Annotated in this window: 18 protein-coding genes; 6 read left to right on the top strand and 12 right to left on the bottom strand. The window is 33.3% G+C overall.

Features of this window, described 5'->3' with window-relative positions:
* The first annotated feature begins 113 nt into the window (after window positions 1–113).
* Window positions 114–1469 carry a fatty acid desaturase family protein gene (locus SMGD1_RS08135; RefSeq protein WP_008335618.1) on the top strand — a complete coding sequence of 452 codons (1356 nt, stop codon included), beginning with the start codon at window positions 114–116 and terminating at the stop codon, window positions 1467–1469.
* On the opposite strand, the gene SMGD1_RS08130 is transcribed toward SMGD1_RS08135, so the two are convergent.
* From SMGD1_RS08130 to SMGD1_RS08115, 4 genes are all read right to left on the bottom strand, one after another.
* Entirely contained in the window at window positions 1466–2713 is a 1248-nt protein-coding gene (locus tag SMGD1_RS08130; RefSeq protein ID WP_008336594.1) for a GGDEF domain-containing protein, read from the bottom strand. The two genes, SMGD1_RS08135 and SMGD1_RS08130, sit on opposite strands and share 4 nt — an antisense overlap.
* Window positions 2714–2867: 154 nt before the next feature.
* Window positions 2868–4064 carry a hypothetical protein gene (locus tag SMGD1_RS08125; RefSeq protein ID WP_008336198.1) on the bottom strand — a complete coding sequence of 399 codons (1197 nt, stop codon included), beginning with the start codon at window positions 4062–4064 and terminating at the stop codon, window positions 2868–2870.
* Between the two features lie 68 nt (window positions 4065–4132).
* The gene (locus tag SMGD1_RS08120) at window positions 4133–5491 is read right to left on the bottom strand and encodes a class I SAM-dependent methyltransferase (protein ID WP_008335432.1); all 1359 of its coding nucleotides are present in this window, start codon (window positions 5489–5491) and stop codon (window positions 4133–4135) included.
* A 141-nt stretch (window positions 5492–5632) separates the two neighbouring features.
* On the bottom strand, window positions 5633–6958 hold the full coding sequence (locus SMGD1_RS08115; protein ID WP_008336690.1) for an alginate export family protein: 1326 nt from the start codon (window positions 6956–6958) through the stop codon (window positions 5633–5635).
* A 153-nt stretch (window positions 6959–7111) separates the two neighbouring features.
* Between SMGD1_RS08115 and SMGD1_RS08110 the strand changes: the two genes are divergently transcribed.
* Window positions 7112–7480, top strand: coding sequence for an ArsR/SmtB family transcription factor (locus SMGD1_RS08110; RefSeq protein ID WP_008336021.1), 369 nt, complete (start codon window positions 7112–7114; stop codon window positions 7478–7480).
* 17 nt (window positions 7481–7497) lie between these two features.
* Here the strand turns inward: SMGD1_RS08110 and SMGD1_RS08105 are convergent, their stop codons facing one another.
* Window positions 7498–7851: a DsrE/DsrF/TusD sulfur relay family protein gene (locus SMGD1_RS08105; protein ID WP_008335949.1), complete on the bottom strand. Its 354-nt coding sequence runs from the start codon at window positions 7849–7851 to the stop codon at window positions 7498–7500.
* Window positions 7848–8318 carry a rhodanese-like domain-containing protein gene (locus tag SMGD1_RS08100; RefSeq protein WP_008336131.1) on the bottom strand — a complete coding sequence of 157 codons (471 nt, stop codon included), beginning with the start codon at window positions 8316–8318 and terminating at the stop codon, window positions 7848–7850. Before SMGD1_RS08100 ends, SMGD1_RS08105 begins: the two co-directional genes overlap by 4 nt.
* A 105-nt stretch (window positions 8319–8423) precedes the next feature.
* Here SMGD1_RS08100 and SMGD1_RS08095 point away from each other — a divergent pair, with 105 nt between their 5' ends.
* Window positions 8424–8702 (top strand): DnaJ domain-containing protein, encoded by a 279-nt coding sequence (locus tag SMGD1_RS08095; RefSeq protein ID WP_008336369.1) that lies wholly within the window; start codon window positions 8424–8426, stop codon window positions 8700–8702.
* A 65-nt stretch (window positions 8703–8767) separates the two neighbouring features.
* Here the strand turns inward: SMGD1_RS08095 and pstS are convergent, their stop codons facing one another.
* From pstS to SMGD1_RS08065, 6 genes are all read right to left on the bottom strand, one after another.
* Window positions 8768–9772, bottom strand: a complete 1005-nt coding sequence (pstS, locus tag SMGD1_RS08090; protein WP_008336779.1) for a phosphate ABC transporter substrate-binding protein PstS — start codon at window positions 9770–9772, stop codon at window positions 8768–8770.
* A gap of 118 nt (window positions 9773–9890) precedes the next feature.
* Window positions 9891–10766: a polyphosphate kinase 2 gene (gene ppk2 / locus SMGD1_RS08085; protein ID WP_394357047.1), complete on the bottom strand. Its 876-nt coding sequence runs from the start codon at window positions 10764–10766 to the stop codon at window positions 9891–9893.
* Window positions 10767–10794: 28 nt separating this feature from the next.
* Window positions 10795–11691, bottom strand: coding sequence for a polyphosphate kinase 2 (gene ppk2, locus SMGD1_RS08080; protein WP_008335940.1), 897 nt, complete (start codon window positions 11689–11691; stop codon window positions 10795–10797).
* Window positions 11692–11782: 91 nt separating this feature from the next.
* Entirely contained in the window at window positions 11783–12028 is a 246-nt protein-coding gene (locus SMGD1_RS08075; RefSeq protein ID WP_008336019.1) for a hypothetical protein, read from the bottom strand.
* Window positions 12025–13845, bottom strand: coding sequence for a Na/Pi cotransporter family protein (locus SMGD1_RS08070; protein WP_008336739.1), 1821 nt, complete (start codon window positions 13843–13845; stop codon window positions 12025–12027). The genes SMGD1_RS08075 and SMGD1_RS08070 overlap by 4 nt, the downstream gene beginning before the upstream one ends.
* Window positions 13845–15476, bottom strand: coding sequence for an inorganic phosphate transporter (locus SMGD1_RS08065; protein WP_008335003.1), 1632 nt, complete (start codon window positions 15474–15476; stop codon window positions 13845–13847). The genes SMGD1_RS08070 and SMGD1_RS08065 overlap by 1 nt, the downstream gene beginning before the upstream one ends.
* Before the next feature lie 444 nt (window positions 15477–15920).
* On the opposite strand from SMGD1_RS08065, the gene pstC reads away from it, so the two are divergent.
* Genes pstC through pstB form a run of 3 tightly spaced genes read left to right on the top strand, consistent with a single transcriptional unit; the run spans window position 15921 to window position 18405 of the window.
* The gene (gene pstC, locus SMGD1_RS08060; RefSeq protein ID WP_008335407.1) at window positions 15921–16778 is read left to right on the top strand and encodes a phosphate ABC transporter permease subunit PstC; all 858 of its coding nucleotides are present in this window, start codon (window positions 15921–15923) and stop codon (window positions 16776–16778) included.
* Window positions 16778–17620, top strand: a complete 843-nt coding sequence (gene pstA, locus SMGD1_RS08055; protein WP_008335095.1) for a phosphate ABC transporter permease PstA — start codon at window positions 16778–16780, stop codon at window positions 17618–17620. Before pstC ends, pstA begins: the two co-directional genes overlap by 1 nt.
* The gene (pstB, locus tag SMGD1_RS08050; RefSeq protein ID WP_008335417.1) at window positions 17620–18405 is read left to right on the top strand and encodes a phosphate ABC transporter ATP-binding protein PstB; all 786 of its coding nucleotides are present in this window, start codon (window positions 17620–17622) and stop codon (window positions 18403–18405) included. Before pstA ends, pstB begins: the two co-directional genes overlap by 1 nt.
* Window positions 18406–18415 lie beyond the last annotated feature (10 nt).

Raw genomic sequence — 18415 nt, 5'->3', positions numbered from 1 at the left:
TTGATATTCTATCCAAAATGCTGTTTATTATATATTAAGGTCATTTAACAAGTACTTTTAAAGCATTTTTACTTATAATACGAATTATAATTATATGAAATAAAAGGGAAATTTTGTCAGCTAGAGAAAATAAAGTATTTGAAGATATATTAAACGCAAGAGAATCAATAATCTCTACCGAAGAAGCAGAAGAACTTTCTGCCCAAGAGAAGATTTTAAAACATGAAGCAGAAATAGCAATTCAAGAGTTATCTACTTCATCAGAACCAATAATAAAACATTTAAAAGAAGAAAAGATCTCTTCCACGCATGTTTATGCAAAATATGAAGATGTTGATAAAGAAGAGCTTCAACGTGATTTAGAAGAGATAAAAGCTAATCTTGGCCCGGTAGGTGAAGAAGATTATCAGCATCTGTTAAAACTTGAGAGATGGGGAAGAGGAGCAACACTAAGCGGTTTCTTTTTAATTTATATGGCAACGGCACTAGAAATATCCATAGGTTTAAGTACATTTGGTTTTTGGACTTTAGGTATTGTTGCAGCTATTTTAGTCGGTGTTGGAAATGTAGCTAGATGGGCAAATGTGGCTCATCCTATTTTACATGGCGCTTATGATAAAGTCCCTAATATTCCCAAACAATACACAAAATCTGGTTTTGCAAGAGGCAAACGAAGATATATTGACTGGTTAGATTGGATAAAACCTGAAGCTTGGGAGTATGAGCATAACATTATGCATCACTACCATTTAGGTGAAGATGATGATCCGGATAATGTTGAAAGAAATCTTCAATGGCTCATCCAGTCAAAGGTTCCAATGTGGCTTAGAAGAGTAATTGTTTACATGTTTGCAGCAGTTTGGAAACCGGTTTATTATGCGCCAAACACACTTAGAATTTTAGAAAATAAAGAGCGTAGAAAAAAGAGACTTCCAGAGATTACAGAGTATCAAATTTCTCCATTTACAGAGAATGGAAAAGAGTTATGGAAAAATTTCTATCTTCCATACGCTCTTGTAAAGTTTGCTCTACTTCCACTTCTGTTTTTACCACTAGGAACTAGCGCAGTTTTTAGTGCTTTAATTATCATGCTTATGGCTGAAGTATACGCAAATCTTCACTCATTTTTAGTGATTGTACCAAACCATTCTGCGGGAGATATTTACCAGTTTAGCGAGCCTCACAAGTCACAAGGTGAGTTCTACCTAAGACAGATCATGGGTAGTGTAAATTACAGCACTGGTTCTGATCTGATTGACTTCTCACAAGGGTTCTTAAACTATCAGATTGAGCATCATCTTTTTCCAAATACACCACAGAGTTATCAGCAAAAAATGCAACCTCTCGTAAAAGAAGTTTGTAGAAAACATAACATAGAATATAGACAAGAGAGTGTGTTTAAAAGAATCGGTATGACTATTGACCTGATGGTTGGAAAGAGTAAACTACTTCGTGTAGATGGGATTTAATCTTTAGTAAAGAAGTTATACCCATCCTTCCCATTTGACTTAGCTTTATACATAGCAACGTCCGCATAGTGAAGTAATACTTCACTGTCCTTGGAGTTATATGGAGAAAGTGAGATACCAATACTGGTTGTAACCTGATAATTGTCTTCATTAATTATTATTGGTTCTCTTAACTTATCTAATATTTTTTGTGCTACTTTTGCAGCTTCATCAGCACTATGAATATTTTCTAAGAGTATTGTAAACTCATCTCCACCAAATCTCGATAAAGTATCTCCTTTACGAATAAGACCTCTTAATCTATGGGCAACTTCTACCAGGACTTTATCACCTGTAGCATGTCCTTTTTCATCGTTTATGACTTTAAAGTGGTCTAAGTCTATAAATAAAACAGCATGAACATTAATATCTGATTCTCTTTGTTTTAGGAGTTGAGATAAGCGTTCTAAAAATAGTGTTCTATTTGCTAAACCTGTCAATGCATCATGACTTGCATATATTTTAAGTTGCTCTTCATGCTCTTTTCTTTCATTGATATCATGCGCTATTCCTAAAATTCCTATGAGGTTGTTTTCATCATCGTACATAGGTACTTTTGTAGTCTCAAACATACCTCTATATGAACCGTCTGCAAAAACAAGATACTCTTCATTTCTTCTTGGAGCATTTTCTTCTAAAGCTTTTAAATCATTCTTACGAAAAAAGTTTGCAAGATCTGCATCTACAAAATCAAAGTCTGTTGAGCCGAGTATTTCTGCTTCTTTTGCACCGAAGAACTGCTCAAATCTTGGATTACAGTATAGATAAATACCATCAATATCTTTTAGCCAAATAAGGTCTGGGATTATGTCAAAAATAGTACTTAGAAGACTTTTTTGTATATTTAATTGTTTTTTGATTTCAACTTGAACTGTACTGTCTTCATATAATACTATTAAATTTCCATCATGGAGTTTCTTTATCTCATTTCTACGCCAACCGCTAATTCTACTGTCTTTATAAAATGATGTCTCAAATATTTCACTTCTTCCACTCTCTTGAACTTTTAAAAGTATATCAAAGAGACCAAACTCCCTAACCCCAGGAAACACTTCAGTAAGTCTTTTACCTAAAAGTTCATTGGCATCTACATCTTCTGTCTTTTGAGCCATCTTATTAAAAGCTACAAAGATGAAATCATCATCTACTTTTTTATAGATTACTATATTAGTGGAAATAAGATCAATATCTAATAAAAAAGACATATATACCCCTTAATAAGCAAATAAAAACTTTGCACAATAACAGATACTAACACATAAAACATAATATGTACTTTAAAAATGATTGATTTTAAATATGAGAAGAATGTAAAGCCCAGTTCAAGTGGGCTTTACGAAAATAAGGAGAATAGAATTTTTAGAATTTAACTTCAGCAGTAAGCATGTAAGCTACGCCGTTATATTTTTCTCTATCACTACCTGCTTCATTATCAGTAACAATAGCATTAGCAACCCATTGAACATTATGGCTTTGTTCCCAAACACCACCAACGATATATGCCTTATCTGCTTTCTCAGCTGAACTTGTTGCTTTTTTATCTGTCCAACTATCATAACGAGCGATTGCTCTATACTCTTTCTTATCTCCAAGACGGTATTCACCATTTACACTGTAACCTGAACCAGCTTGCTTAGAAACATAAGTAGAGTTTTCAGCAGTATCATTAGATAATACATATTGAGCAGATATTAAGAACTCTGGCTGATTATATACTGTATGAAGTCCAGTAAAGATTAAATCATCAAAGCCACTTGGTGCAGCTGCATTAGCTTTATGTTCTTGGTTGTATTGACCAAAGAAAGAAGCATCAAGATAAGTTTTAATAGTTTGTTTATCTTTACCGTTTACACCAAGTAAGTGAGCAGTTGCTCTCCACTCAAGACTCATACCAGTACCAGTTGCTTGTGTAGCGTGATACCCTTCACCATTAAATAAACCAATTTCACTATCAAAATATTTTGTTTTAGTTTTAAAGTTAACACCATAGTCAGCTGAATTACTTAAATCACCAGCATTTTTAGCTTCAATTAAAACTTTTGAAATATTACGGTAGTACCAAGCATTATGTTCTTCATAGTCATGCCATGGACGGTGAACTAAACCAATTTCTACACCAGTAAAAGGTAAAACTTCATTTAAATAAAGATATGCATATTTAGCACGAACAACCATATCTTTCTCTGTATTTTGGTACATGTCAAATGTAACACGGTAATAAGATTTAGGATCATCTAAAAGGTATGCTTTTAGTTGAAAATAAGCTCTTCTTAATTCAAATTGAGATGTGTCACTTTGATAAGCTGTTACGTTATCAGATGTCAATCCATCTTTGTAGTCATTATATGTATAGCCAATATAAGTTAAACCACTGAATTTTAATTTATCAGCATGAGAAAATACTGGAGTTTTTTTACTTTTTATCTCAGTACGACCTTCACCAGCAGTAGTGAATACTTGACCATTGCCGTCTGTATAGAATTTTACATCGCCAGCAGATGCAGCTACTGTACCGATTGTTAATGCAGCTAATGCTGATAAAACTATTTTTTTCATTATTTTAATTCCTTTTTTTTGTTGAAGAAATTATAAAATAGTTTGGTTACATAGAGATTACATTGGACTTATGCTTTTTTAATGACAAAACAGCTGTATTTTTGATCTGTATTCTTTGGTGTATGATGTATATATTTATCGTACTCCATAAGCTCTAGTCCAGAAGGTAGTTCTTGTAACATTTTTTCTTTGTCGTACTGAACTATATCTAAGCCTGCGCATTGAATTGGACCATCAGTAGCAAATGTATTTATTATTGCGATAGCGCCTGATTGTAATGAATTTTGCAGAACTTCAAAATATTTAGCTCTTTCTTTTTTGAGAACTAAGAAGTGAAAAACAGCTCTATCATGCCAGATATCAAACTTTTTTGAACTCTCATAGTTCATAATATCTGAACAAATATACTCTACAATATCAGCATGACTCCAGAGTCTTCCTTTTACTATCTCAAGAGAAGTAGCGGATGTATCAAGAAGTGTAATATCTTTATATCCATCTTCTACTAACTTATCAACTAAATATGAAGCTCCGCATCCTACGTCAATAATCGAACTTTTCTTTCCTATGTTGGATTTTTTTATTAGATCTAAGGACTTATCAGGAGAGTTCTGATGCCATAAAACCTGTGTATAATCCTTTGTTTTAAAGATATTATCCCAGTGAGCTTCTCTTAACTCATCCGATGCAATCTTTGCAGCTTTAAAAGTTGCGCCGCATGTAGTATCTGATGTTTTGTAGTGTGTTAATCCTGTACACTCTACATTTCTAAATCCAGCTTTAGAGATTATCTCTATTAGCTTATCTTTTTGTAGTGTTCCAGCCACACAGTTAGCCCAGTCTTGTGACTCAGATATACAACAAGAGCTTTCATCACTACAAGAGTCATCATTCTCAGATATATCTATCATATCTGCAAAATAAATTTTCCCATTCGGTTTTAATATTCTGTAAATTTCAGCAAAGACACTCTCTTTACAAGATGTAAGATTTATAGCACCATTAGAGATAACGACATCAACAGACTCATCTTCTAAATCAATATCATCAAAACTGCTCTCTAAAACATCAACATTTATAAAACCTGCTAAAGCTGCATGTTCTTTTGCTTTTTTAACCATTTTAGGAGTGATATCAACACCTATTGCCTTACCATTTTCACCAACAAGTAGAGCGCTCACCAATAGATCTACACCTGCTCCACAACCTAGGTCTACAACAGTAGAACCTTCTTGTATATCCGCTTGCTCAAACGGATTTCCAACAGCAGCACAATAGTCCCACACTTTAAGCGGTAGTTTTTCAAACCACTCTTTAGAGTAGTTATGTGCTTTGGCATTTTCAATTCCCTTATCCCAGCCAAAATCTTTATTTGGTTTATCAACTAACTCTGAATAAAGTTCTATTATCTGTTTTACATCAGCCATTTAATGTCCTTATATACTATTTAGCTAATAAGCTAAATTTATTTCAAAATTGTATATAGTTTTTACTTATATAAAAGTTAATTGTCTAAATTGCTAAATAGCTTCACTTTATATATAATCTTTCATCAAATTTAGAGACTATTAATTTGTAGAAAATTTATATAAAAATTGTAAAAAAACTTTTGATGTATCATTTTGGGCAATATCATTAGCGGTAATAAAATCCCCAGATTTCATATATGCACCAATAGCCAACAAGTTTAAATCTTTTGTAGCTTTATATTTGATAGTTACATCATACTCATCTCCAATATGAGTGAAACTATTTCCAACTTTATTTTTATATCCAAAGATATACCATTTATCAGCAGCATCTGCAAGATTAAAATGATGGTATTCAAACTGTAAATTCATATTTTTCATTGGTTTAATAGAAATTTTTGCTTCTAAGTCACTCATATTTGCCCATGCCATTACATCCATACGTCCATAATGTGACCCATCAGTAGAACCAAAAGGTGTAGTGAATGTTTTTACTTTATTGTCGTCTAAATCATTATCACCAGAAGCATAAATATAAGCCAAGGTGAAAGTAGGTTCATATTTATTTATAGACTTATAACCACCCTTTAAAACATAAGCGTATGCATCTACATCTTTAGTACTGTAACTTCCTATCTGCTTGACTCCTGTTATGTCGTAAATGAAACCTTTTGTTAAATCATAAACCCTTGCCCCGCCATAGTAGTAATTAAACTCATCTGAGACTTCTGTATGGAGATTGTTTTTCCATGCTCCAAAAGGCTCTATCTTCATTGAAGAGAATTCATAGTGAGAGTATAATCCCACTCCTTGATATCGATGTTGTTCTAGTATACTAAAATCATCACTATCTTTTATACGAGTCTGCCCGTACCACAGGTCTATAAAATTATTATCTTTTTTATATGATATATGAGTGCCATCCCAAAGCCAACCAATTGTGTTTCCCCATTTTCCAGGGCCAAAGATTCTGCTATCTCCATACCCCAACTGTTGACGGCCAACAGTAAAAGTTAGATTTTTGCTTAAAAAATTGTGTTTTTGGATATAGGTTTCAAAAAGTTCAAAATGATCATCATAAAAGGACATCCCGTACTCATCAGGAGTTCCACCATTTTTAATAAAATCATCAGCATCTAAAGAGGAACCCCAAGAACGTGAATCATACATATAAGCTTTTATTTTCCAATCAGTGTTAGGTTTGTATGTAAAGCCGGCAATAATTTGTTGAAGGTATATCGTATCATTAGATTTACCTCTGCTATTTCCTTTTGCATCTATTGAGTCATCTCCATAGGCTGCTTTATTTACACCATTATATATATCAAAACGCCCTCTGTATTGGCCATCAAAACTTAATGATGAGTTTTCAAGAGCATCTAAGGTGGATATAAATAGAAAAAATATTAAAGTAAAAGTACGCATGTTACTGGTAAGATTCCTTTACAATTTGGCTTATAAGCTAAATGATTCTTTTCATTTTATATTATAATAACTTATACTAGCGTTAATTGTCTAAATTGCTAAATAGATTTACTTTGGATATAATCCTTTCTAAATTATATACAAGGTTATTAGATGCTAGATATGAATGATAAGATTAAGATTTTCAAAGCCCTTGGTAATGAGACAAGGTTTATGATTTTTAAAAATATTTTCACTGGCGGATATGCTTGTTCAATTGATGACTCTAAACCAAAAGATGATATTATCGCTCAAGCCACTTGTGTTACTAGCATCGCAGAACATTTTGATTTTGCACTTCCTACAATCTCTCGTCATTTAAAAGAGTTAAAAGATGCAAAAATAATTACTATGACAAAAAATAAAAATAAGATTTATATAGAACCAAATATAGAGACTATGAAAGAGATTGCAGGATGCTTCAATATTTTAGTAGAAGATTATGAAAAAGGTGTTGTCTATCAGTTTGACAACACCAAATAAGATTATTTTTACTTTGGTTAAAAACTTATAACTTTATCACTCTCTATAACCCAGTCAGCAAGCACTTGCATAGTTGAAGTTACTTTTTCATCAAAATATGGCTCATTTTTAAATATGCCGCAACGAGCGTTACATGTACCGCATACTTGAAGGGACACTCCATTGGCATACATCTTCTTTAGCATCTCAACCAAGTCATAATCGTAACTATCTGGTTTAGTTGTTTTATCACGAGCTAAATCAACAGCGTCATTCATTAAAAATAAATTGACTTTTTCTCCACTTTTAAAAAGTGTCTTAGCCAGTCTTAGTGCATTCCATGTTATATCAGTACCGTCATAGGGCTGATGATTTAAAATAATAGTAGTCATTCCTTATCCTTTACTAATTTTGTTACTCCAAGCCCTGTCTCAATCACATAACCGGCTTTTGCCCAAGCTTTGAGACCACCCTTTAGACTTGTAGCATTTTTATATCCAAGTTTTCTTAATGTTTGTGCTGCGAATGCACTACGAATCCCGCCTCGACAGTAGCTAACGATAATAGCATCTTTATTTTCAATTATTTTCATCGTCTGAAACTCTAAATTACAACGAGTTATAGCATAGCTGTCATCCGCATAAATTTTACCTTCTGCTCTTTGTTCAATCTCTCTTACATCAAGGACTATTACTTCTTCTTCACTATCGATCATTTTCTTTAATTCTTGAGGTGTCATCTCACCAACCTCTCTTTTAGCTTCTGAGAGTAATGCTTCTGTCTCTTTAAACCTAGCCATCAATGATGTAGCTGATAGAATTGATACTATCAAGATTAAATTTATTATTTTGCTTCTCATTACATTCCTTGTTCACTTGAAAATTAAATATCCTTACTATGTTATGATTTTAAAACTCTTATGTCAAGAATAAAGGTAAAATATACAAACACTTAAAGGAGAAGTATGAGATACAAAGATTTTGAAAAAGCTCTTGAGACTTTAAATATAATGACACGAATAACTCATGCTGACCTTAAAAACCAATATCAGAGATTATCAAAACAGTATCATCCAGATATGCCTGATGGTAGTAATGAAAAATTCAGAGAGATTAATGAAGCATATAAAATCATACAAACATATATGAAAAATTATAGATTTTCTTTAGATGAAGAGGAATTCCATAGACAAAATCCGTTTTCAAACAGACCGGATGATTGGTTTAAAAGTTTTAACTGTTAGGAGTGTTCTTGCATTGTCTCGATGCAAGAACTTTTAAGGAGAATGAATGAAAGTTATAGAAATAATTATTTGATATTAGCCGCCCAATATTCTCTAATCATTTTTTTAGTTGCTTCTGGAAGTGGAATATAACCTAGCTTTTTAGCTGAAGCGTCACCATTTTTGAAAGCATAATCATAAAACTCTGTTACTTTTTTATTCATAGCAGGAGTCTCAGTTGGAAGTAAAATAAATGTAGCAGCAACAATCGGGTAAGAAGTATCACCAGGCTGTAGAGCTAACATTGCATAGAAGTTATCTTCTTTAGTCCAGCTTGCATATTTAGCAGCAGCTTTGAAGTTATCTTCAGTAGCTTTTACCCATTTACCATTTGCAGTTTTGAGTATAGCTGCACTTAAGTTATTTTTCTCTTTATAAGCGTTTTCAATGTAACCGATTGAATAAGGAGTCTGCTTAACTAAGTTGGCAACACCCTCGTTACCTTTCCCACCGATTCCAACAGCCCAGTCAACAGCTTTACCAGTACCAAAACTATTTTTCCAGTTCTGTGAACTTCCACTTAGGTAATAAGTAAAGTTATAAGTAGTACCACTTCCATCTGAACGGTGAACAACGATGATTTTTTGATTTGGAAGTTTTAGACCGCTATTGTTAGCAGCTATTTTCGGATCATTCCAAGAAGTGATTTTACCTGCAAAGATATCTGCAACTACATCATTAGAAAGTTTTAAAGTTTCATCAGCGATTCCATCTACGTTAAATGCTACAACGATTGAACCAATAACTGCTGGGAACTGTAAAAGTTTTGCTGCACCAAGTTTTTTAGAATCAAGAGGCTTATCAGATGCACCAAAATCTACAATACGTTTAGTAATCTGTTTGATTCCACCGCCAGAACCTATTGATTGATAGTTAACAAGATTTTTAGTCTCTTTTTTATAATTAAAAGCCCAATCATAATATAGAGGAGCAGGGAAAGATGCGCCAGCACCATTTATCTTATCGCTTGCGATAGATGAACTAACAGAAACAGCTGCAACTAATGCAACTCCAAGTATTTTCTTTAACATTTTCATACCTTTGTATTTTTTAAGATACGAAATTATAAATGTGTAATGTTACAGAGTGATTACAAGAGTTTGTAGAAAGAGGTTATTTTTGTAACCTCTTTGTAATTTTTATGTCTAACTATTTTTTTTCCGAGAACTTAAACATTTTCTCCATAGATATGGCCTCATCTCTTCCGTATACTATGATATCGCCGTCTACTTTTATATTTTTGTTAGATATTTTATCTGGATAATCAACAAAATTTAGTATATGTTTTATGCAGTTGATTCTAGCTTTTTTCTTATCATCACTCTTAACAATTGTCCATGGAGCAGATTCTACATGAGTTGCGCTAAGCATCATGTATTTTGCGAGAGAGTATTCATTCCAAAGTTTTTGTGATTCTTTATCTACAGGTGATAGCTTATACTGCTTTAGAGGATCTGTCTCTCTTGCTTTAAATCTTTTTTCTTGCTCATCTTTAGATACTGAGAAATAAAATTTAAATATCTGTATATCTTCATCTACAATCATTTGCTCAAATTTCGGTGCGTCTTTTAAAAATTTATGATGCTCTCTCTCTGTACAGAAACCCATAACAGGCTCAACCATTGATCTGTTATACCAACTTCTGTCAAATAGTACAATCTCACCCGCACTAGGCAGATGTTTTACATATCTTTGAAAATACCACTGAGTACGCTCTTGATCACTTGGTTTTTCAAGGGCTACAACTCTTGCTCCCCTTGGGTTTAGATGCTCAGTAATTCTTTTAATAGTTCCACCCTTGCCAGCAGCGTCACGACCTTCAAAAATCATCAAGATTTTGAGTCCTTGTTCTTTTACATGGTTTTGGAATTTTAAAAGTTCTACCTGTAGCTTTGAGAGTTCATCTTCATACTCCAGTGTTTCTGCTTTAACCCATATTCTAACTTTACCATCTTTCTTTTTTTCTCTTCTGTCTCGGTCAAGCTTTCTTCTATCTTCTTCTTTTCTTATCTCTTTTTTTGACATCTTTTCTTCTTTCACTATATTCCCCTTATTATCCTATAAATTTACCTGTACTTGTAATTTGTGCGTCCATTATCTCAATCTCTCTAGCTCCCGATATTACAACAGCTGGATTTAGTGAATAATTCAAATGCTCATCACGGCCTTCATAATCAACAGCATTAAGTATTACTTTTAAAGATTCTAGTCTTGCTAGTTGTTTGTCTTTTGATCTTATAATTGTCCAAGGAGCACTGTGAGAGTGAGTCTGCTTTATCATATTGTATTTTGTAGTTGTGAAGTCATCCCATCTCTCTTGAGCCTGTAAATCTATCTCACTAAGTTTCCACTGTCTTAGTGGATCATTTTTACGTCTGGAGAATCTTCTTGCCTGTTCATCTTTTGTTACACTATAGTATAGTTTTACAAGTATTGTTCCTTGACGAACAAGATCATTTTCAAACCCTTTTACGCCATTCATAAAGTCATCAAACTCTTTTTTAGTACAAAAATCAAAAACAGACTCTACCATTGCTCTGTTATACCAACTTCTATCAAAAAGAACTATCTCACCACCTCTTGGAAAGTGTTGAATATATTTTTGGTAAAACCATTGAGTTTTTTGCTCCTCTGTAGGTTTTCCAAGTGCAACTACACGATAATGTTTTTCATCCATATATCTCGTAACTCTTCTTATGGTTCCACCTTTTCCAGCAGCATCACGACCTTCAAAAAGTATAATCATTTTTTGTGAAGTGTCTTCTAAATATTTTTGAAGTTTAATAAGTTCTGCTTGGTAAGGCTTGAGCTTCTGCTCATCATTTCTCTTAATTTCTGCCTTACTTCTTATAATTTTTTGATTTTTTGATTTTTTATATTCTTTTATCAACTCGTCAAGTGTAACCTGTTTTCCATCTACGTCAAACATATTTGTCTCTTTTGCTGCCATTTGTATCCTTATTTAATTCTTCTTTTACTCAAACTATCTCTAACAAGTATACTACTACTTATCTTGATAGTTTCTTCAATATATACACATTTTAAGAGTTGAGTTTTTCCAGTATTTTTTTACCATTTTTTATTTGTAACTCAATAATCTCAAGCTCTTCATTTAACTCTTTTTTATCTTTTTTATCTAACTTTTTCTTCAAGGATTTAAGAATCTTGTTTTCTCTCTCACGTAACTTCTTTAGTAAGTTTTTAACAGATTTTTTTTTACCAGACTTCTCATAATCATCAATACTTAAAGACTTTCTAACACTCTCAATAAAGTTTTTTATACTCATGTACTCTCCTTTTTTTCTAAGATTGAAGTAACTTCATCATCACTGATAAGCATCTCTTCACCAATGTTTTTCATATCATTATTATTATCAATAAATATCACATTTGCCATAGCTATAAGATGTTTACTTATATTATAAGCGTAAGCGCTGTCATTCATCAATGAAGTAGCCATCTCATTTGTAATCAAACCTTTTCTAATGAGGTTATCCAGTGTACCATTAGCAATAATGTCATACTTTTCAATATGCAGTTTAGCTTTTGAAAGTAACATAAGTATGATATCTTCTTCATCTGTTGTTGCAATAATATTGATATTTCTCAAAAGTTCTGCCAAATCTTTTCTCATAGTATTGTATTGCATTTTTATATGCTCATTCGTACTTTTTGAATATTTGACTAAATTCTTTTGTAAATGTTTTGTGTCTTTTACAGCTTCTACTATATCTCTATTAGCAAGCTTTAATTTGTAAAGAATCTCAATATCTTCTGGTTCCATTTGAGACTGGGCTCTAGTAGAAAAATCTATAATCTCGCCATATATACCTTTTATTCTTCTATTATAAAAATCATCAATGTCGATTGCTTCTTTAGAATACTCTTCTTGCACAACCTCTTCCAATGGCATAGACGAGACTATATTATGTCTTTTTATATTCAATCCGTGAGTGATAATCTCAAATGCATTTTCATACAGATGCTTTGTCTCTCTAACAATAGCTGCCATAGAAGTTGCTGAAAGTCCTAATACTGAATCATTTAAGTATTTAGCATTATCCGAACCTGCATCTGATTCTAATGTACTTGATTTAAGTGTATTATTAAGAAATTTCACAAGCTTATCAATAAATGGTATAAACATAATCACACCCATTATTTTAAAGAAACTGTCAAAAACTGCAAGTCTAAGTGTGTGATTGTCGCTAGCTATTCCTATCGAATCACTTATAATCGCTACAAATTGCATTATTTGATTCATAAAAGCAATAGCTACTAGAGCAGTCACTACGTTAAAAATAAAATGCGCTCCTGCGAGTCGTTTACCATCTATATTTGAGCTCAATGAACCAATAACGGCAGTAATAGTTGTACCTATGTTTGCACCAATTGTAAGCGCTAGAGCATTTTCATATGTTATTTGACCAACAGATAAAGCAGCAAGAATAAGAACTATAGTAGCATGTGAGGATTGCATAACTACAGTTGCTAAAATACCCACTCCTACAAAAATAAGTAGACCTTTAAAACCATCAACTGAAAAACTTGCTAAATCAACCGTGTTTTTAAATGCTTCAAATCCATCTTTCATATAATGGATACCTAAAAATAAAAATCCAAGTCCCGCTAATATATACCCTATACCTTTTAAAGATTTAGCTTTTTGGAAAATCAGTATCACACCAAAGGCAAGCATTGGCATTGCATAAGCTGATATTTTTACTTTCAAACCAAATCCGGCCATTAACCAAGCACCGGTTGTTGTTCCGATATTGGCACCCAAGATTATTCCAATACCCTGAGTAAGACCAATTAGTCCTGCTCCTATAAATGATATAGTTAAAACTGAGACCAAAGAACTTGATTGCATTATCGCCGTAGCTACAAATCCAAAACTAATGCTTTTATAAAGTTTATCTGTAGATTTTTTTAAAATCTTTTCTAAAGTACCACCAGAAAAAGCTTTAAAACCTTCCTCTAAAGTTAACATACCAAATAAAAAGATAGCAACACCGGCTGCTATCTCTTTAAAATCTGGGCTAATCCAAAAGCCGTAAGCAAGAATGACTAAAATTGTCGGTAATAATATTTTCTTTAACATTAAAGCACAATTCCTTTAATCATAAAAAATATTGCTGCAGATAAAAGAGCGGCTGCAGGAACTGTTATTATCCAAGCTGCTATAATTTTCTTAACTGCATCTCTTTTTACGTATTTAACTTTTTCTACGCTTTTAATATGTTTTTTAGATGATTTAATCTTATTCTCTTCTTCATCAATCATTTTATATAGATTAACAATTCTCTCATAATCATCTTTAGTTTTATCACTCTTATCTTCTAATGTTTTTCTCTCACTAGTATATGCTTTTAAAACTTTTTTCTCATCTTCAATACTTAATTCCTCTTGGTGTAAAATCTCTTCTTGATTAGTTGAAACCAGATACTCTCTTAAAAAACCAACACCAAATATACCACCAATAGCAATATGAGTAGAAGAAACAGGAAGACCAAGCTGTGAAGCTATAATCACCGTTATAGAAGCAGCCATTGCTACTGAAAATGCTCTCATCTGATCAAGTTCTGTTATCTCACCACCTACAGTTTTAATCAGTTTTGGTCCATAAAGAGCTAGTCCAATTGCAATACCTAAAGCTCCTACTGCCATTACCCAAAAAGGTATTCCGGCTTTAGCAGAGATGCCACCTGTAGTAACAGCATCACTGATCGCAGCTAATGGTCCAATTGCATTTGCAACATCATTTGCTCCATGAGCAAAACTTAATAGTGCCGCTGCAAAAATAAGAGGTACTGTAAAAAGTAAATTTATTCCAGCTCTAGTGTTATCAAGTTTAGCAGCTCTGGCTGTGACAGTTTTTTTAACTATGAAGTAGACAATTGCTGCAATGATTAATCCAAAAATTGCTGCAACAATAAATGAAGGTTTTTTCTCATCTGGAAGAAAAGACAAGACATCAACAATCGAAGGCCAAATCTTTTTAAGACCTTTTAAAGTTAAGTAAGTAACAAATGCCCATGACATAATGGCTACAAAGATAGGCACCCATATCTTGGCTGCGGTTATTTTATCTTCTTTATAGACCATTGTCTTTTTAATAGCAAACAAAAATGTTGCAGCAATCACACCACCTAAAACAGGTGAGATAATCCATGAAGATGCAATTTTTGCCATTGTACCCCAGTCAACTATACTAAACCCTGCTGCCGCAATACCAGCACCCATAACACCACCAACGATTGAGTGTGTAGTTGAAACCGGTGCTTTCATCGCAGTTGCAAAGTTTAGCCATAATGCAGCTGCTAAAAGTGCAGCCATCATCGCCCAGATGAATGGATCTACATTTCCACCAAATGCATTTATATCAATAATACCTTTTTTGATTGTTTTTACAACATCACCACCGGCGATAAAGGCACCACCAGCTTCAAAAATAGCAGCAATAACTATCGCTCCACCCATAGTAAGAGCTTTTGAACCAACAGCTGGTCCAACGTTGTTGGCAACATCGTTAGCTCCGATGTTCATTGCCATATACGCTCCAAAGAGCGCTGCAATAGCTAGAAACATACTATTTGGAACACTACCCAGACTCAAGAAGCTGTAAGCAAGAACTGCCACCATAAAAAAGAGTGCGAACCCAAGTCTCATAAAATCTATACCGCTGCCCTTAAGCGCCTCTTTTTCCATCTTCTTAACTGTCTGAATTTCCATGTTTTCCTTTTCTAAGAGCTGTATAATATCTCTAACTCATTTTCTTTTTATCTTAAGTTATTTATCAGCTACATGGAGTCAGTATACTCCTACTATTCTTGATTTTTTCTTCAATTTTAATGATTTTCTTTAGATTATTTAGAAGATTAAAATAAATTTACTAAAATACACTTTTTAATACCAATATTATTCATCATAAAATTAATTTTAAATGCTCTTAAAGAGATTTATATATGATTTTAACCCCAAAAGGTATAAATTAATAAAATTTTCTTTTTAAAGGCTATTTATAATTTGAACCACAAAGCTAGAATAAAATAAATAAATAGATAAAAACAGAAGTGTTGATTTTAATAAAATATCTTCTAAACAATTCCAAAATGTAACCTCTATGTAACCAAACTTTTTTATAATTGCGAACTTAAAAAAAGGGGTGAAAATTTTATGAGCATAATAATAGATAAACTTTTTGCTAACGCTACAAAAATAATCGCTATTGCTATACTTCTTATTGTTGCATGGATTTTTGTAGTTTTATTTCAACACTCCATCGAGTCAATTAACGCTTTTGGCTTTGACTTTATAACTGACACAAAATGGGCACCGAATTTAGAAAAATTTGGAGCACTTCCTGCTATTTACGGTTCTGTTGTCTCAACGTTTCTAGCAATGATTTTAGCGGTTCCACTAGCTATTGGGGTGGCAATATTCTTAAGTGAGTTGGCACCTGCGAAGTTTAAAGCACCAGTTGGTGTATCAATAGAGCTTCTTGCTGCTATTCCATCTGTTATCTACGGAATGTGGGGACTTTTTTATTTTGTGCCTATCGTTCGTGATGTTTTTGGAGGTATAGGAATAAGTATGTTAACAGCTGGTATCGTACTTTCAATCATGATTCTTCCATTTATGGCAGCAGTAACAAGAGATGCTATGAATACAACACCAGATATATTAAAAGAGTCTGCTTATGCACTTGGTGGAACCAAATGGGATGTTATAAAAGACATTATCATCCCATACGCTAAAGCCGGAATTATAGGTTCATTTATCTTAGCTCTTGGTCGTGCAATCGGAGAGACTATGGCTGTAACATTTGTAATGGGTAATGTGCATAAAATATCTGCAGATTTAACACAACCTGCGACTTCGATTCCGGTAACACTTGCAAATGAGTTTACTGAAGCAGATACTGAGCTTTACTACTCATCTTTGTTTGAGTTGTCACTTTTACTTCTTGTAATTAGTTTTACCATTATCTCAGTTGCAAAGTTTTACTTCCTTAGAAGAAAAAGGTTAGTCTAATGACTCATACTAAAAAAAGAATTATTATAAATAATATTGTTATGGTCTTATCTACGCTGTCAGCTCTGATTGGAATTGGATTTTTATTTTGGATTTTAGGTGTTTTAATCATAAACGGTGTTGATGCACTTACATGGAGTATTTTTACTCAAGAAGGTGCACCTCCTGGCAACGCAGAAGGTGGTTTAAAACATGCACTGATTGGACAGTTAATGATTGTTGGAGTAGCTACACTTGTTGGTGTTCCTTTAGGTATTATGGCGGGGACATATCTTAGTGAATATGGTCAAAAGTCAAAACTCTCTGAGGCTATACGTGATATCTCAGACATTATGATGTCTGCTCCGAGTATTGTTATCGGAGCTTTTGTTTATGCAATCATTGTTGCACCTATGGGTCACTTTAGCGGTTGGGCAGGTTCAATTGCTCTGACTATTATAATGTTGCCTATCATTCTTAGAACTACTGATGACATGTTACAGCTTGTTCCATCAACGCTAAGAGAAGCTGCTTTTGCACTTGGTGCTCCTAAATACAAAGTTATTATACAGGTAGTTTATCGTGGAGCAAAGGCTGGAATACTTACAGGTATTTTACTTGGTGTGGCTCGTGTTGCAGGTGAAACTGCTCCACTACTCTTTACATCATTTAATGACAATTTTTTAAATACAGATATGAATGCGCCTGTAGCATCTCTGACTGTAACAATGTACAACTATGCAACTAGTCCATATGAAGATTGGCAAAAACTTGGATGGGCTGCAGCATTTATTTTAAGTATGTTTATTTTATCTCTAAACATAATTGGACGACTATTTATTATGAAGAAAAAAGGAAAGTAATGGCTACGATTGTAGATATAACAGAAGAAAAAGCACTGGAAGTTAAAGACTTTCAATTCACTTATGCATCTGCTGATGCTCCAAGTATTAAAACACTAAATATGCCTATTGCTAAAAATAACATTACGGCACTAATCGGGCCTTCAGGTTGTGGCAAAACCACACTTCTTAGAAGTTTTAATCGTATACATGATTTATATCCTGGGAATAAATATGATGGTGAAATTATATTTAAAGATAGAAATATATTAACTTCTAAAGAAGATCTTATAAGCCTTAGAATCCAAATAGGTATGATTTTCCAAAAACCTACTGCCTTCCCTATGAGCATATTTGATAATGTTGCCTATGGTATGAGGCTTCAAGGTATTAAAAACAAAACAGAGCTTCAAGACAGAGTTGAGAAAGCTTTAAAAGATGCAGCTGTATGGAAAGAGACTAAAGATAGACTTAAGCATGATGCAAACGGCCTATCAGGCGGTCAACAACAGAGACTATGTATTGCAAGAGCTGTAGCAGTAGAGCCGGAAGTTTTACTATTTGATGAACCTACTTCTGCACTTGATCCGATTTCAACTGCCGGTATAGAGGAGTTAATCGTTGAACTTAAAGATCGTGTTTCTATTATTATAGTAACTCACAATATGCAGCAAGCAGCAAGAGTAAGTGACTACACTGGTTTTATGTATCTTGGTGAGTTAATAGAACTTGGTCGCACAGAAGAGCTTTTCGTAACACCAAAAGAGAAGTTAACTGAAGAGTATATTACAGGAAAATTTGGTTGATTTTAGCTTT

The sequence above is a fragment of the Sulfurimonas gotlandica GD1 genome, from assembly GCF_000242915.1.
Classification (GTDB): Bacteria; Campylobacterota; Campylobacteria; order Campylobacterales; family Sulfurimonadaceae; genus Sulfurimonas; species Sulfurimonas gotlandica.
Note: the sequence above shows the minus strand (reverse complement) of the source record. Positions and strands in the feature narration are given on the sequence as shown.

Coding starts and splice junctions, on each gene's coding strand:
- SMGD1_RS08130 (WP_008336594.1), bottom strand. CDS start 2,713: ATGTCTTTTTTATTAGATATTGATCTTATTTCCACTAATATAGTAATC.
- SMGD1_RS08125 (WP_008336198.1), bottom strand. CDS start 4,064: ATGAAAAAAATAGTTTTATCAGCATTAGCTGCATTAACAATCGGTACA.
- SMGD1_RS08120 (WP_008335432.1), bottom strand. CDS start 5,491: ATGGCTGATGTAAAACAGATAATAGAACTTTATTCAGAGTTAGTTGAT.
- SMGD1_RS08115 (WP_008336690.1), bottom strand. CDS start 6,958: ATGCGTACTTTTACTTTAATATTTTTTCTATTTATATCCACCTTAGAT.
- SMGD1_RS08110 (WP_008336021.1), top strand. CDS start 7,112: ATGCTAGATATGAATGATAAGATTAAGATTTTCAAAGCCCTTGGTAAT.
- SMGD1_RS08105 (WP_008335949.1), bottom strand. CDS start 7,851: ATGACTACTATTATTTTAAATCATCAGCCCTATGACGGTACTGATATA.
- SMGD1_RS08100 (WP_008336131.1), bottom strand. CDS start 8,318: ATGAGAAGCAAAATAATAAATTTAATCTTGATAGTATCAATTCTATCA.
- SMGD1_RS08095 (WP_008336369.1), top strand. CDS start 8,424: ATGAGATACAAAGATTTTGAAAAAGCTCTTGAGACTTTAAATATAATG.
- pstS (WP_008336779.1), bottom strand. CDS start 9,772: ATGTTAAAGAAAATACTTGGAGTTGCATTAGTTGCAGCTGTTTCTGTT.
- ppk2 (WP_394357047.1), bottom strand. CDS start 10,766: ATGTCAAAAAAAGAGATAAGAAAAGAAGAAGATAGAAGAAAGCTTGAC.
- ppk2 (WP_008335940.1), bottom strand. CDS start 11,691: ATGGCAGCAAAAGAGACAAATATGTTTGACGTAGATGGAAAACAGGTT.
- SMGD1_RS08075 (WP_008336019.1), bottom strand. CDS start 12,028: ATGAGTATAAAAAACTTTATTGAGAGTGTTAGAAAGTCTTTAAGTATT.
- SMGD1_RS08070 (WP_008336739.1), bottom strand. CDS start 13,845: ATGTTAAAGAAAATATTATTACCGACAATTTTAGTCATTCTTGCTTAC.
- SMGD1_RS08065 (WP_008335003.1), bottom strand. CDS start 15,476: ATGGAAATTCAGACAGTTAAGAAGATGGAAAAAGAGGCGCTTAAGGGC.
- pstC (WP_008335407.1), top strand. CDS start 15,921: ATGAGCATAATAATAGATAAACTTTTTGCTAACGCTACAAAAATAATC.
- pstA (WP_008335095.1), top strand. CDS start 16,778: ATGACTCATACTAAAAAAAGAATTATTATAAATAATATTGTTATGGTC.
- pstB (WP_008335417.1), top strand. CDS start 17,620: ATGGCTACGATTGTAGATATAACAGAAGAAAAAGCACTGGAAGTTAAA.